This is a genomic window from Algoriphagus boritolerans DSM 17298 = JCM 18970, assembly GCF_900108085.1.
Taxonomy (GTDB): domain Bacteria; phylum Bacteroidota; class Bacteroidia; order Cytophagales; family Cyclobacteriaceae; genus Algoriphagus; species Algoriphagus boritolerans.
The window spans coordinates 45,376-62,184 of sequence record NZ_FNVR01000002.1 but is presented as its reverse complement, the minus strand read 5'-3'; the positions used below and the strand labels follow the sequence as shown (position 1 = coordinate 62,184).

The following is a 16,809-nucleotide window of genomic DNA, read 5'->3' as shown; positions in this document are numbered from 1 at the left end:
TGCTTTAGACTAAAAATCTTGCTAGAATATTTCCGCCCTGAAGCAATCTCTACCAATTTTCAATATCCTCATACAAATCTTTCCACTCTGGGTTTTAAAGGTTATTTTATCTATTTAACGGCTGAGACCCTTCGCAATGACGACAGGTCACGTAGATTCACCCTAGACTTCTCTTTTACGATGATCCGAAAAACTTCAGGCATTGTGCTCAGTTCGATCCGATACAAGGATACGAGCATCATTGTGAAGATTTTCACCCGGGAGCTAGGCCTGAAATCTTACCTGATCAATGGCGTCAGAAGCATCGGCAAAGGCTCTAAAATGGCACTTTACCAACCTTTGACTTTGTTGGATCTGGTGGTGTATAATAAGGAGAACTCCGGACTCCAGCGAATCTCCGAAGCCAAACTGCAACGGGCACATCAACGGATACCTTTTGACTTTTCCCGAACCAGCATCGCACTTTTCATGACGGAAGTAATCAATCGAAACATTTATGAAAATTATCAAAATGAACTACTCTTTGATTTTCTTGCAGAAAGTGTAATCGCACTGGATCAGGGTGAAACCTTGTTGGCCCATTTTCCACTGGTATTTTTGATTGAAAAAGCCAAATACCTGGGATTCTCTCCAGAGGATGCGGAAGGCTTCCTTTCGGAGTCCAACAATCAGCCTTTCACCCTCGAAGAGCTACCGGTTACTCTGAATTACCTCCAAAAACTGCTGGACGAGAAGTTTCAATGCTGTGAAAAGATCTCCGGATCCCTTCGAAGAAAACTGCTGGATCACTTGCTTGACTTCTATGCACAGCACATGGAAAATCCCAGTTCATTCAAATCTTTGGCAATTATCAGACAAGTAATGGAGTAAATGATCTGACTGTCAAAAAACTGTATCACAAACAAAAAATTTGTTAAATACAAAAGCATCGTTTAATATTGTGCCATCATCGTGAATGAACAAGTCGCCCACATTGACTTGAGTTTTTCCTGCAGACGTTTTTTGCTCAGAAAATCATTCCCGTTCCCAAATACCGCATTTTACAATATCTTATTTATTTCATACCCTCTTTATGTATAACATAGAAGAACTCCGAATCAGGCTTTTATCTGAATTGAAGGAGATTGCTGAGGAGCTTAAAGTCAAAAACTTCAAAACCCTCAAAAAAGACGAACTCGTCTATGCAATTCTAGATCAGCAAGCCATCACCCCAGAGCAAGCCCTCCCCAAGAAAAAGCCCTCCGCCGTGGATACCCCTTCCACCGAGGCAGTAAAACCCGCCGAATCCCCCTCCCCGAGCGTACCAAAACCTGAGGATCCGGCCGAATTCAAACCAAAATTCAGAAGACAAAACGTCACTGAAATACCTGCCGCACCTGCGGCTGAAAAGCCAGCTACCAGCGAAGAGCCGGCAACCCCGGCAGAACCCAAACCGGCTAAACCTGAGTGGAAGCAAAAGCGTGAAGAACGTCCGACTTTTGAAAAAAGAGAGCCAAGACCAGTTCCGGAGAAAAAAGAGCCGGTAGCTGAGACCAAAGAAACTGCTCCCAAAGAAACTCCTGCTACCGAGGAACCAAAGACCTTCAGACCGCGAAGAAGAGCATTTGAAGAAGTGGAAATTTCCGGTAACACCATCGAAAATCCGAATCAAGGTACTCCGATATCCGGAAACTCTCCCAGACAAGAAACTGAAATCGAACTCCCGAGAAGGAAGAATTTCAGATCTCCCGATGAACTCATGGCTCCAGCAGCTGAGACCGTTCACAACCCCAACAGAAAGAAACCATTTGTCAGTCCCCGTGAATTTGACGGAGTGATCGAAAACGAAGGCGTATTGGAAATGATGCAGGAAGGCTACGGTTTCCTACGTTCTTTGGATTACAACTACCTCGCTTCGCCGGATGATATCTATGTGTCACCCAGTCAGGTAAAACTTTTTGGTCTAAAAACAGGAGATCACATCAAAGGATCCATCCGACCGCCAAAAGAAGGTGAGAAGTATTTTGCCCTACTAAAGATCGGAACTGTCAACGGCAAGACGACAGACGAAATCCGCGATCGGGTTCCATTTGAATACCTGACTCCACTTTTCCCGGAAGAAAGGTTGAACTTGTCAACCAAGGCAGACGGATACTCCACCCGAATCCTTGATCTCTTTGCTCCTATTGGAAAAGGTCAGCGAGGGATGATCGTAGCACAGCCCAAGACCGGTAAGACAGTTTTGCTGCAACAGATTGCTAATGCCATCACGAAAAATCACCCCGAAGTTCACCTGATGGTTCTGTTAATCGACGAGCGTCCCGAAGAAGTAACAGACATGGCTCGCTCGGTAAATGCAGAGGTAATTTCCTCCACATTTGATGAGACCGCAGATCGGCATGTGAAGGTTTCAAATATCGTGTTGGAAAAAGCAAAGCGAATGGTGGAAGTCGGTCACGATGTGGTGATCCTTTTGGATTCTATCACACGACTAGCCCGTGCTCACAATACGGTGGTACCTAGCTCCGGCAAAATCCTTTCCGGTGGTGTGGATGCCAATGCGCTTCACAAGCCAAAGCGCTTCTTCGGTGCGGCAAGAAATGTAGAAAATGGGGGTTCATTGACCATCATCGCTACTGCACTGGTGGAAACGGGTTCCAAGATGGATGAGGTGATCTTTGAAGAGTTCAAAGGAACCGGCAACATGGAACTTGCCCTTGACCGTAAGTTGGCCAACCGAAGAATCTATCCTGCGATTGATGTCTTAGGTTCAGGTACCCGTCGGGAAGACTTGCTCATGGACAAAGAAGAGATGCAGCGTGTCTGGATACTGAGAAAACTGATGAGCGATATGAACTCACAGGAGTCTATGGAATTCCTCTTGAACCGAATGAAAGGCACCCGTGACAATGCGGAGTTTTTGATCAGTATGAATGGGTAAAATTCCTAATTAAAAAATTTAATTCTGACCCCAGCTGAAAAGTTGGGGTCATTTTTTTGTATTTCAAACCCATGTTTTTGAATAAGTATATCCCGATCAATTTCACCCCATCTGTTCACCAGAAATTTGTTTAAACAAGCTCAATTCAATGCTGGTTATATTTTTGAATGTATTCAACAGAACTTAAAAGCCCTAATTTCCAACAGCTGCTTTGTAAGTTCTTTGGGACTCCTTTCAAAATTGTATTATATCAAGAGTCATTTATTGTACTAAAAAAATATTTGGTATACTAATTGCGTACTTTTGTAAATTAACTGTATATTCTCTCTTGAATTGAGTTAAATTTTAAGTATCACCCACTAATTATTCCAACCTTGCTGTCCATCTTTAAGTATCTTCAAAAGGTAAGCTTTACTATTTTGTTTTTACTGGGAATCCATCTTCAAAGCTTGGCCCAATGTGCCGAGTGCGGAAGCCCGAGGACATACATTGATTCGAATACTTCGCTTAAAAATAGCCCACCTAATGCTACATTGGGTGCTTCTTATTGGTCGGGGTCAGGAAATTTTTTATCAGGTCAAATCGCAAAATTCGATAGAAACTTAAATTTCACTTGGGAAGCAAGCGACTTTACTTTGGGTGGAATTATACTTACCAACGGTGCAGATCTTACCCTAGATCGCCCAAACAACGGGGACAATCCAGCATTTACAATTTCCGGACAATGCATTTCCATTGGTTCTGGATCAATTCTTAACTTGATTTATATCACCTCCTTATCAAATTTCACCATTTGCATTGAAGAAGGGGGTAAATTAATATTGGATTCCAGGAATGGAGGCAGGAACACGTTTACATTTGATGCCGTGGAGATCAATTTACAGGGCCCTAATGCAGCGATAGAATTTGGAGATGCAGAAATTAATATTGTCGGTGAAGATGGTCTTGAAATTAACGGATGGACAGGTACTGAAGTCTGTGAAAACGGTAATGCTCCAGAGAGCAACGGTTCTGGGAATATAACATGGACAAATGAGACTGCTAATATTTGTGATTTATTGAATTTGAGGGTACTACCCATTCAATGGGCTGCATTTTCTGCAAGATATGAAGCACAGATTCGTCTTTCAAATCTTACTTGGTCCACTACATCCGAGTGGGAAAACTCCCATTTTGAGGTGCAGCGATCAGTGAATGATGTCCGTTCCTGGGAAACCATCGCATCGGTTAAAGGTGCCGGATATTCGGATCAACCTGTAGACTACGCTTTTCAAGATTTAAAATTGCCTATAGCCGGTGGAAATATCTTTTATCGAATCCGGCAAGTAGACCTAAATGGAAATGCAACTTTCAGTGATACGGAAGCTATCCGGGTGGAGCCAATCCCTGGAACCACTTATTGGAGCGTCTATCCCAATCCGACCACAGGTGATACCATAAATTTGGAGCAGCTGGTAACCGCAAGGAAAAATGACACAAAAGTGCTGGTGCGGGTCATCTCAAGCTCCGGACAAGTTGACATGATTGAAGGCTATGCAGCTACTCAGCTTAGTCCACTGCTTTCCGATGTGATGAAAAGAAAAAATCCAGGACTCTATACGCTCGAAATCAGCTGGGATGATTCGGTAGAATATCATAAAATAATTCTGAAACGATAGCCAATTTTTAAGCAGAATAAAAGAAAACCCTAATTCCGCCTCAAGTTCTCAAACCTGGTCTAAAAAAGGATCAGGTTATTTTTTGAAAAAACCACACTAAAATTCAAAACCTTTTCTTTTCAGAAAACTCATTAAAGGAATATGACTTTTCGAATCTTTGTAAAATAAAATTTGTTTTTATACGCCGTAATATTAAATTTCAAGCCCATTTTGAGAGACATAAGAAATATTATTTTTTCCATCTACTCAAAATGCATTTGATATACAAAAAACAGCAAAACCTTAAAGGGTAATAATAAAAACAAAAATGAGTCTCAGTTCAGAATTAAAAATCGGATTGTAAAAAGTTCAAATCGCCCTTAAAATCCAAAGAATGCCAAATAACCGTAATTCCTTGAAGTTCAATCAAAAAAGGATAAATAATTTGAATTCTCAAGTTAACCATGTAAGTTTGAAATACATTTTTACTGGTTTGAAAAACAAAAAATCAGGAATGTGAGCCTATGATTAAAAATCTACTCCAAGGTTTATTTTTTGCGACACTGATCTTCTTCAGCGGTGAATCTATTGCCCAAACTCAGACGATTATTGATACTAAAAACGGAGGAGGAGAAACATTTACAGTTCCTCCTGGTGTAACCTCAATAACCGTGGAAGTATGGGGAGCTGGAGGAAGAGGGGGAACACGAAGAAAATCAGATAACAACGGTGAAACTGGAGGAGGAGGGGGAGGAGCTTATTCCCGTAAAGAAATTTCCGTCACTCCCGGTCAAGTAATTGAATATTATGTAGGATTTGGTTCCACCACTATAGACGCTGGAGAAGATACCTGGTTTTTAAGTAAAACTACGGTATTGGCAAAAGGTGGAAATTCCGTTCCAAATGGCGGCACTGACGGTGCGATAGGAGGTTCTGCTGCAGATGGAATTGGCGATTTTAAACGTAGCGGAGGTAATGGAGCAAATGTTACCGGAAGCGGAAATAATGCAGTTCCAGGAGGAGGTGGATCATCCGCGGGAATTAATGCTGATGGAAATAATGCATCCAACGAAGTCGGAGCAACAGCTCCATTGGGTGGTGGAAATGGTGGAAATGGAAAGACAGGTAACCAAGGAGACGGGGAAAATGGCTCGAATCCAGGAGGTGGAGGTGGCGGAGCAAAAAGATCGAGTTCTTCTGAAACAGATATAGCAGGTGGTACTGGAGGGAATGGTCAGATACGTATATCATACATAGCCCTTACCTCGGCTTCTGGAACTGACAATCAAGCTGTCTGTGAAGGTGATCCAATTGTAACAACCACCTATACAGTTCCATCCGGATCTTCAGTTTCGGTGCTAGATCTACCAGCTGGACTAACATCGAATTTTAATAGCACAACTAATACAATTACTATTTCTGGAATACCAACAGCAAGCGGTACTTATACTTTAAATGTAACTCCCGGGTTTTTATCAAGTTTCATCGTTGCTCCATTTATTCTGACTCGAACGGGGTCGGTGACGGTAATTCCAAATAATACAGTCAGTTCTGCTAATCCTGATCAATCGGTTTGTATTAATACCGCACTGTCAAATATTACCCATACCACAACAGGAGCAACCGGAATCGCAAATGACGGTATTTCTGGAGCAAATGGATTACCCCCTGGAGTGAGTGCTTCATGGAATTCAGGAGTGATTACCATTTCAGGATCACCAACATCAGCCGCAGCGAGCCCCTATAATTATTCAATACTTCTAACAGGGGGCTGTGGTGAAATCTATGCCACAGGAATTATAACTGTGAATCCGGATAACACGGTAACTCCTGTCGGGAATTCTGACCAAACTCAATGCATAGATCAAGCCTTAACGGACATTACTTTTAATACAACTGGAGCTACTGGAATACAAAATAATGCTGTGCAGGGAGCAAATGGTTTACCCCCAGGTGTCTCTGCTACTTGGAATGCCGGAGTAATCACAATTTCAGGAACTCCCACATCCTCAGGAACTTTTGCTTATGCGATTCCTTTAACTGGGGGCTGCGGAGCAATTAATGCTACAGGTACCATTACCGTCACCCCAAATAATACAGCAACGGTGGTGGGAAGTGAAGACCAAAGTCAATGCATTAATGAAGCCTTGGTAGATATAATATTTAATACCACAGGAGCTACAGGGATAAGCAATAATGGGATTTCTGGAGCAAATGGTTTACCTCCTGGAGTTTCAGCCTCTTGGGATGCAGGGGTAATTACTATTTCGGGTACCCCTACCTCGACGGCTGGAAGTCCGTACAATTATTCAATTGATCTATTAGGTGGATGCGGAAATATTACCGCCACAGGAACCATAACTGTTCAACCGGATAATACAATTATCCCAACGACTCCCGTCGATCAAACCTTATGTATCGGAACGCAATTATCCGAAATAGCTTTTACCACCACGGGAGCAACTGGAATTGATGGTGACGGAGTGTCTGGGGCCAATGGACTTCCTCCTGGAGTATCGGCTACATGGAATGGAAATATTTTGACAATTTCTGGATCACCATCCGAACACATAAACAGTCCATACAATTATTCTATCCCATTACTCGGAGGATGTAATGATTTGTATGCTGAGGGAACAATCATTGTAAACCCTGCCTCAGCTATCACTGTTGAGAATATGGCCGATCAGCGAATATGCGATGGAGAAACCTTCAGTGAAATTTCAATTACTGCAACAGGAACAGGGACTCTTTCCTATGCATGGTTCAGCAATGATAGTCCAAGCAAATCAGGAGCTACTCCAGTCGGATCAAGTTCACCAAATTATACTCCTCCTGCCAATGCTATCGGAACCACCTATTACTATGTTGAGGTAACCAGCGAATGCAGCCCTATTGCAACATCCAGATTTATGCGGGCTACAGTAGAGCCAATTACCAGTATTACGGATGATATCATCGTCGCAGACGATGTAGAGTGTTTTGGAGATGGATTTGATCCATTGACTGTGGTTGCTGAAGGTGCAGATCTGGCCTATCAGTGGTATGTCAATACCAATCAGCAAAATAGCGGGGGTACTTTAATTCCAAATGCAACTTCAGAAACATTTATCCCTCCTTCAACAGAGATAGGTAGCTTTTTATATTATTATGTAGTTGTTTCAGGATATTGTAGCTCGGACACTTCTGTTATCTCAGGATTATATCGTGTCAACCCTCCTAAAACGGTAATTGACGATAGTCCAGATACTGACAATTACAGTGTCTGCCAAGGTGATCCTTTTCCTGAGCAAACCGTTTTGGCTTCCGGGGAGGGGACAATCACTTATCAATGGTATAGCAATGATGTCCAGCAAAATACCGGAGGAACACTAATCAACGGTGCAACCGACCCAACATTCATCCCCCCAAGTGATGTTGTGGGGACAAAGTATTATTATGCCACTGGCCGAAGCAATTGTGGTACTGTCCCAACAGCAATCTCGGGAGCTTTTACCGTGACTCAACCATCGGTAGTTGTCAGTGAAGATTTAGACGCCCAGGAAATATGTGTGAATGACACGTTTGATCCAATCTCAATAATAGCAGGCGGAACAGGAACTATTGAATACCAATGGTATAGTAATACCAGTCCTGTGGCAGATACATTAGGGGCAGAAGTAATCGAACTTTCAGGTGAAATTTCAGATTCTTTTACTCCACCCACTACGTTGGGTACATTATACTATTTTGTTAAGGTTTCGAGTGAATGTGGCCCTAACGTTCTTTCATCCATTTCCGGAGCTTTTACTGTCAATCCTCTCCCCGTTCCAACCTTAATTTCCGACGTGGAGGCGGATCCGGTAATCTGCATTGGAACTTCAGTAACCTATACAACCGAAGCCGGGCAGTCCAACTATATTTGGAATATTCCAGATCAAGTCGAAGATTCAGATTTTACTATTTCAGCTGGAGGTCTTGGTACCTCAAGCAATACAGTTACTTTGACCTGGTTGACAGATGGAGCCAAAGATGTTACTGTTTTATATACGGACCCTAACGGATGTACGGCAAGTAGTCTTGCAAACAATTCAATTACAGTAGATCCTCTTCCAGTGCCTACGCTTACTTCAGATGTAGATGCAGATCCGATAATTTGTGTGGGTAATACAGTAACTTATACAACAACAGCGGGGCAAGATAATTATATCTGGGATATTCAAGGAGTTCAAGGAACGGATTATACTTTGACATTTTCTGGTTCATCTCTGGATGAGAGTAATAGTATTCAGGTTACTTGGTTAACAGATGGTTCAAAAAATGTATTGGTTTCATACACTGATCCATCTACAGGTTGCACTGCAGCGAGCCCTACCACCAATTCAATCACAGTCGATCCATTACCTGTTCCAACATTTACCATATCCCCTGGAACCGTGGTTTGTGAACAAAGTAGCGTTACCTATACCACCCAATCTGGGCAAACTAACTACGTTTGGAATCTACCTGGAACAGCAGGAACCGATTATACCATTATATCTGGAGGAACATCTAGTGAAAGCATTACCCTGAAATGGTTGACCTTAGGCTCAAAAACAGTTACTGTCAGCTACACTGATGCTAGTACGGGATGTATCGCATCTTCAGAAGCTTCTTCAACCACCGAAGTGGAACCCTTTGCTACGGTAGGGCCTTCCTCAGATCCGACGCCGAGTGTTTGTATTACTGATCCTTCATCTTTGAGTTTTGCACAATCCACCACAGGGGTTTCAAGTATTGGTACCCCAACGGGTCTACCGCCCGGAATCACAGCAACATTTAATCCCTCTACAGGAGTGATATCATTCGCTGGAACTGCAACAACCACGGGATTCTATAGCTACAGTATCCCATTAATCGGGAATTGCATTAATGGCTTAACTGCCACGGGGACCATAGATGTTACCCCAGAATATGAATTAACTTCGGTCAGTTCTATTTCTGCTACTATCACTGGAGGTACTGCAAGTATTACGATTAATGGCGATTTAGACAAACTTCCAAATGGCACATATGAGGTTACCTATATTCTGGATGATGGCATCAACACTCCTGTTGAACACACTTCTTCCTCTTTTAATGTAAATAATGGAAGAGGGACCTTTGCATCCATTCCACTCGATGATTTAGATGTAGATGCTTATCAATTGACAATCAAAGCAATCAGAAAGACTACAGGAGGATGTGTTACTACGCTAGACATAGACGATCCGATTAATACCACTTACTTTAGTGTCTGTGGCGCACCTTTTAAAGAAGATGGAACCTTCTTTGTACCCGCTGGAGTATATGAGGTTACCATTCAGGCAACAGGAGCGGGTCCTACTGGTGAAACCAAAGTAATTACCATATCGGTCAATCCAGGACAAGCCATTGGGATTTATGTAGGAGAAGGAGATGCAACGGGTACCGGACGTGATACTTGGGTGACTCGTGATTCCTCTCTCCCCGATCCAGAAACCTCAAGTTATGTCTATGCCAGCGGAGGTGGAGGAAATGGAGCTGATGGTCAAGTAAATATATCCTACTCATGCCCAGATGCAAGTGAGGTTGATTGCATGGAGGTAATCGACGATGGAGCAGTTAGTGGGACAACAATTATTCGCTTTATCTGTGATGACGTTTGGGAAATCCCTGAGGGATTGGTTGAATTTTCAATTTTCGCTGTTGGCGGCGGCGGCGGCGGCGGAATGGGTGATAGTGGCGGTGGCGGTGGTGGCGGTGGTCTCGACTCCACAACTGTAATTAGCAACAACCAATTTGGAATACCTGCAGGAAATTCTCTGGATATAAAAGTAGGTCAAGGTGGAAATGGATCATCCTCAGTAAATGTAAAAGGTGGTAATGGTGGAAATACTGAAGTTACCTCGACGACTATTCCTGATCAAAATGGAGATTTTAGTTTTACTCTCACTGCTCAGGGAGGAGGAGGAGGTGCTTCCTATAATGATAAAAATGGTGGTAATGGAGCTTCCGGTGGAGGTGGCGCTTTTGGAAGTGACAATATAGCGGGATCAGGAGGTACAGGAATAGCAGGACAAGGGAATAGTGGAGGTAATGGTGGAACAGCTCAAAAGCCAGGTGGAGGTGCTAGCGCTGGAGGTGGCGGAGGAGGTGCAGGTGAATCTGGCACAGTAGGAGATGGTGCTGGTGTGGGTAATTCCGAAGGTGGAGAAGGAGGGGATGGAGCTTCATTTGATTTAGCCGGGACTCCATATGGATACGGCGCCGGTGGTGGGGGAATCGGATATAACGATAACAGTACCACTGGTAACAACAATAAAATTGAAGGTCCTGGAGGAGAAGTAAATGATGTGGTTTTGGGAGGGAACGGAGGACCGAATTCCATTGGTAGTAAGGGTACCGATTATACCGGGTCAGGTGGAGGAGCAGGTAATTTAGGTGGGGGCCGAGGAGGCTCTGGAGTAGTCTACATCATTTATCAAAACGTCCGAATCCTAGGCGTTGAATACGACTATTTCAATGCTAACTATAATCTTCAAAATAGATCAGGCGAGCTAAATTGGGCTACGACAAAAGAATGGGAAAACTCCCACTTCGAGATAGAGCGGGCTGTCAATAATGTGAAATCCTGGACAAAAGTAGGTGAAGTCGAAGGCCAAGGCTATTCTGATACCACAGTCGAATATGAGTTTACCGATCTTGAGCTTCCTGCAGCAGGTGGAAATATCTTCTACAGGCTGAAGCAGGTGAATATGAGTGGGGAATACAACTACAGTGTGACTCGATCCATCCAAGTGGAACCTTTAGATGGGTCTACCAAATGGATTGCTTATCCCAATCCAAGTAACATGGGGTCGGCTGTTAACGTGGCACTTCTTGACGACTCAGGCTATACCGACGGCACCATCGAAATTAGGGTATCTGACGTCCGGGGTGTCTATCAATCGTTTTCAGTCTCTGATCCGGCCGACGTATCCAATGCTGTTAATTTCTACCTGGAAAAGGCAAGACCTGGAATGTATATTCTTCAAATCCTATGGGGGAATAAATCAGAACAACTCAAACTGGTCAGGAAGTAAAACTGACATCTACATCTTGAAAGGCTGTGGTATCATCCATGGCCTTTCATATTTTTTGCTCTTCCCAATTATAGTTCAACTTCAGTCTTGGACTCACAAAGGCGAAGTCTTCAGACTGCTTTTACATTGAAATTTTACCACAGAGAAACACGGAGAGAAAAGGTTTAGAACTTTTGGCCTCATTAGAACCATAATCTTAAATCCTATCTCAAACTTTTTTGAAAGCACAGAGAAAAGCCAAAGTTTTTTGATTTTGCTACTAAGTTCAAAAGACACTGGGTAAATCTGCGGGAATCTGTGACTTTTTCCGCCTTAATCAGCGGGAAAGAAATTTACCACAGAGAAAAATCTTTGAAATTCAGCGTGTTTTTCAGCCTTAATCAGCGGCAAATAATGTAAGATCTTTTGGATATTGGAAGCTGTGTGTTCCTATGTTTCTATGTTGTGAAAAAAAATACCATTGCGGTTACTTTACGCCTGAGGTAAAATTTCTTCTCGTTCCTCTGTAAACTTTGTGGTTAAAAAAGAAACCCTTCGAAATTTTTAAAACCTCAATGCTTAACCATAGAAAAGCTTCAGCATTTGCCCTCCGTAACCTTGAAAAAGACCATTTGAGCCAAAAGGCTTTTAAATTCCCTTTTTTAAGCCAGCTTTCTGAATCTCTTTTTTCTCCGTGCTCTCCGTGGTAAAAAAATCTTTGCCTCTACTGCTCCTCGACTGTGGAAAAAACCCTAATCCTCCTCTTCCCTACCCTTTGGCATTTTGGCCCGTCCAAAACCTAAAGTGCTTCTCAGCCCACTGAAGGTCGCTTTCCACCAGGCACTAAAGACAAACTTCCGCTTATCGCGCTCCTGATAGATCTTTCGGGAAACCACCCTATTTGAGAGGGCTCTGGGATTGTTGTTTTTCGCTAACAGGTTGGCGCCAACCGTGTAAATCCTAAGCTTTCCCTGTCCTTGCTCCAACGTAAGGGAATCCAAAAACTGGATTTTCAAATCTGAATAGGCAAACTTCATTTCACCGATTGCCTCATCATCGGTCAGGGTGAATTGCCAATTTCCATCGGTTACAGTACCATCCACCGCTTTGACAAATAAAGTCTTGGCTAAAAAATCATTCACCTCACCAAAGTAAAAACCTTCCATTCGAACGCTCACATCCATTGGGTACTTTTCCTCAAAATACATCACGGCATCCAAATTCACTTTCGAAGTATCCATGATATATGCCTCCAAACCAATCCTCAATTGATCCAGTGGATATTCCTGACTTTTGGTTCTCAGATAAAATGGGGCCATATCCATATTCAGCCTGTGGAATGAAACCATACCGGGCATCATCCCCTTTTCGGCAAATTCAAAATACCTCACTCTTCCGTCCCGAACTCGCAGCGAAATCAAATCCGCGTTGATCCCGGCATTTTCCAATAAATGCTGTGGCATAGGTCTGATGGCTGCACTGTCAAAAGGATGTCTTTTGTCCCTAAATAAATCAATCTCCGGACCCTCAACGGTCAGATCCATCGCTTTGATCGAATTGGATTCCAGGTAGCTGAGAGGATCAAGCTCCATTAGCCGAACGGCATCAATTCTAGCCGTGACTGCCTCTGTCTGGTAGGGCAACTTTCTCAACAATCCGTAAATTCCATCAACCGGTCTGTAATAAATGTCCTTTAAGACAAGATTTCGATCCATAAAGTCAACACTGCCAATATCCACTTGGTAGAGACTATCAGGAGTCAGGATGGAATACTTTCCAAGATGGAATCGGGAATCCACGGCCGCGAATTTTTTCAGATCCAAAGCTTGATTCTGATCCAGAAGATCAAGATTCAACCCTTCTACATCCAAGGAAATCTCCTGGAAATCCAAACGTGGAATCGGGCCAATCCCTTTTCTGTGGAAGGTCAAGTCACCATTCTCCAAATGAAAATCCCCGAGTAAAATGGACTGCACCAGGGCCGACGATGACTTTACTTTTACCGGCTTAAATTCCCGCTTTATTTTTACCGTATCCAAATACACATCCACTTTGGGATTGACCAGTCGAACTTCCTTCAGGTCAAAAACCCCGGATTCCTGAATCTCGGACAGTTGGTTATTTCTCAGGATCAACTGATCAATTTTGGCATCGATTACCGGATTCCCCGGGGTTCCAAATTGATCTTTGGGTGTCAGGTAAAAGTCAGAAAACGTGATCACCTCCTGAAGCGTGCTGATATTTACCTCAGAAAACCCTAGGGTGTGGACACTATCCGGAAAGGCAAACTTGAAATCATTCAAACTCAGATTGACCTCCTGATACAAATCGCCCACATTTCTGCTGGCTGTAATTGCCGAATCCAGTCGAAATTCCCGGATCATCAACTCAAACTCTGTCTGAATTGAATTCAGAATAGATTCATCTACTTGGTAATTTATCGAAACCGTGGAGTTTTTGCTCTGAATGGTGTCAATCACTATTTCATCCAAGGTCCTCTTTTTTGCATTTTTTGGTAGATTACCGGGCGACTTTACCGCAACTTTTCGATCGATCCCTATTTCTATATTTCCTTGGTCGATCTCAAGTTTGTCCAAATCGAGTTTATTGTCAAAGAAGAACTCCTCGATGTCCACACCCTGAAAACTTACCGATGGAAATTGCATTCCCAACTGAATTCTATCTGAAAATTCACTGTTGGGCGCCAACTCCAGATCTTTGATTACAATTGATTTGGTCCTTGAGTTGTATTGAAGTTTGTCGGTGGATACCTCGTATTTCCCACCTGCCAGACTGAATGAATAATTATTAAATACCAGGTCGATTTCATCCGAAAACATGGTTTTGCTTTCCTGGATGATGGCGTCCTGATCGAGTATGAAATTCTTGAGATTTAAGGAAAAATTATCTTCCTCAAATACCGATCGCTTGTTTTCAATCAAACTCTGATACTTGATCTGAGCCTTATCCAAGCTGAGTGAATCGATTTGAATGGACTTGAAATACCCCAAAAGCAGGTTTTTCACCTCATCAGTGGACTCCGGTGTGTCTTTGGATCTCGCTTTTTCCCTGTAGTTGGAAATCGTAAAAACAGGCCCGGGAAGGAATATTTGACGCACAAAAAGTCGCTCATCGTAGAAGGCAGACTTGATGTCAATCCCTTCTGCCCTGAAAATAGGCACCGAAAAATCAATGGCGGCGGTCTTCCCATAAGTATCCAGAGAAGCTTGAATCTGCGCCTGATTTTCAGGACGGATGGAAAAATTGGTGACTTCCAGCAATTGTCTTCTGGAATCCACGATCAGCTTATCGGCCAAAATAGTGTGCAAATTATCCCGGAGTTTGAGCCGGTACTGATCCAGTGAGAGGTAGATTTCCCCAATGCTCAATTTCTCAACCAATGGCAGTTGTGGAGCTGCGAATAGTTCCATTTCTTCCAGTCGAAAACTGAATTTTTCGAAGCCAATATCATTACTCCGCTCTCCCCGTTCATCTTTGAACTGAATCAGACCCTCCTGAACTTCAAAATTTCCAATCCTGACCTCTCCCAAGAATTCGGCAATGATTTCCTCCACCTGAACCTGTTTTCCCGGTGTTGTTGATTCAAGAAGTTCGGTAAATTCTACTTTGGGCTGGTAAATCAGAATTTGATCAGCGACAAGGATACCCTCATTTTGAAGTTTTTTAAGATCCACCTCTTCTATCGAAAACTCGGTAAGATCCACTCGCAGCAGTTTTTCGGGATTTGGATTGGCCAAAAGATCCGTTCTGGGCTGAATGCTCAGGTTGCGCACGATCAATTCATCCTTGAAAGATGAAACGCTGACTTCCTCACCAACTATAATATGGAGATCATCTCCAAGGTACACCCGACTACCTTTGATGTCCATTGCGGCATCCTTGCCATAAAAAAATTGATTTTCCCGCTTCTCAGCGTCCTCACCAAGATAAAATTGGATCATTTTGAAATCCAATTCATCCAGCTCGATCCGATTTTTCAGCGTATCATCTACTTCTGATTTTACAAATTTCCCCCGATTGATCGACAACTCTTTGATAGACACAGACTCAAGACTTCCCTTGATAAAATCATTCAAATCACCGGATGCAGCACTATCTGATTGTGCTTTGGAATTGCTCGCTACATTGAAGTCAGGATCATCCAAAATCAACTCGTCAATATCCAAAACCGAGGTCATAAATGCCTTGTTGAGATCAACATTCCCCACTCGCAACTCTTCCATTGCCACCTGATAATAGGCCTTACTGTCCTTCGACTTATCCGGAGTCAGAATGAACTTTTGAATATCGATAAATTTGTCAAGAGAGGAGATCAGCACCCGATTTGCGTTAATTATATGCACCCCGTCCGGCAGCGGAAACGTAACCTGGTCCAATTCAAACTCAAATCCCTCTGCGTTGAAGGGGGTTTCCCATTCCTTTTGAGTGGTAAAATCAATATTTCGTACCATCAAAGAGGTGTTTTCTGCACGCAATGCATCTTGACTGAGGAAGTTGAAAAAGAAGAAATTGGCGTGGTCTATTTCTACTTCTTCAATCATCAAGCCCGTAAGATTGATACTTTGAACAGTCTTTTTGATTTCTGCTTCGAGTGCCCTAATCGGAGAAATTTTTCCTGAAACTTCACCGGGATTACCCGCATTCCTTTGCCCGGGGAATTCGGAATTTTCGGGTAGATCCAGAATAATGTTTGGGTTATCGATGTAGATTCTACCTATGGTAAAATTCTTCTGGGAAAAGCTATACCAGAGTCCTGTAAAGGAAATTTGATCCAACTTGATGTCAAAAAGCGCCTGATCTTCCTTTCTGATTTCCGGATTGATAGGCCTCATCACAAACCCATCCATAAAAAAACCTCTTCTCAGTAAGGAAAAACTAAAGCGGTTGAAATCTATCTGGTATATATTCTCTGTGGCCTCATTGATTTTTCGCTGGGCAAATTTGGAAAGGAAAAGATTAGAACCGAAGTAGACGATAAATTCCAAAAAGAGAATGGAAAGTAAGCCTATCATTCCCCAACGAAGAACTTTTTTCCGCAGAGGATGGGCAAAATGTTTCTTCCTTTTCCCAGATTCCATAAAAGTGAAATACGCTAAAACTGTTGAAAAGATAGCACAAATAACGCCAAAAACACCAAAAGCAATGCGACGCACTGCTTTTGGATTAGCTGTAGGAGAAGGATTCGAACCTC

At 42.9% G+C, this 16,809-nt stretch carries 5 protein-coding genes; 4 read left to right on the top strand and 1 reads right to left on the bottom strand.

Annotated elements, in window-relative coordinates; genetic code table 11:
• Positions 1–18: 18 nt before the first annotated feature.
• The 4 genes from recO to C4S61_RS02310 all read left to right on the top strand — a co-directional run bounded on the left by recO (position 19) and on the right by C4S61_RS02310 (position 11,618).
• Complete coding sequence (recO, locus tag C4S61_RS02325; RefSeq protein ID WP_317046037.1) at positions 19–870, top strand: DNA repair protein RecO; 852 nt, start codon at positions 19–21, stop codon at positions 868–870.
• A gap of 202 nt (positions 871–1,072) precedes the next feature.
• Positions 1,073–2,920: a transcription termination factor Rho gene (rho, locus tag C4S61_RS02320; RefSeq protein ID WP_103923194.1), complete on the top strand. Its 1,848-nt coding sequence runs from the start codon at positions 1,073–1,075 to the stop codon at positions 2,918–2,920.
• A 374-nt stretch (positions 2,921–3,294) separates the two neighbouring features.
• Positions 3,295–4,578 carry a T9SS type A sorting domain-containing protein gene (locus C4S61_RS02315; RefSeq protein ID WP_160111194.1) on the top strand — a complete coding sequence of 428 codons (1,284 nt, stop codon included), beginning with the start codon at positions 3,295–3,297 and terminating at the stop codon, positions 4,576–4,578.
• A 503-nt stretch (positions 4,579–5,081) separates the two neighbouring features.
• Complete coding sequence (locus C4S61_RS02310) at positions 5,082–11,618, top strand: beta strand repeat-containing protein (RefSeq protein ID WP_103923192.1); 6,537 nt, start codon at positions 5,082–5,084, stop codon at positions 11,616–11,618.
• Between the two features lie 731 nt (positions 11,619–12,349).
• Here the strand turns inward: C4S61_RS02310 and C4S61_RS02305 are convergent.
• The gene (locus tag C4S61_RS02305) at positions 12,350–16,630 is read right to left on the bottom strand and encodes a hypothetical protein (protein WP_146064331.1); all 4,281 of its coding nucleotides are present in this window, start codon (positions 16,628–16,630) and stop codon (positions 12,350–12,352) included.
• Positions 16,631–16,809: the final 179 nt, after the last annotated feature.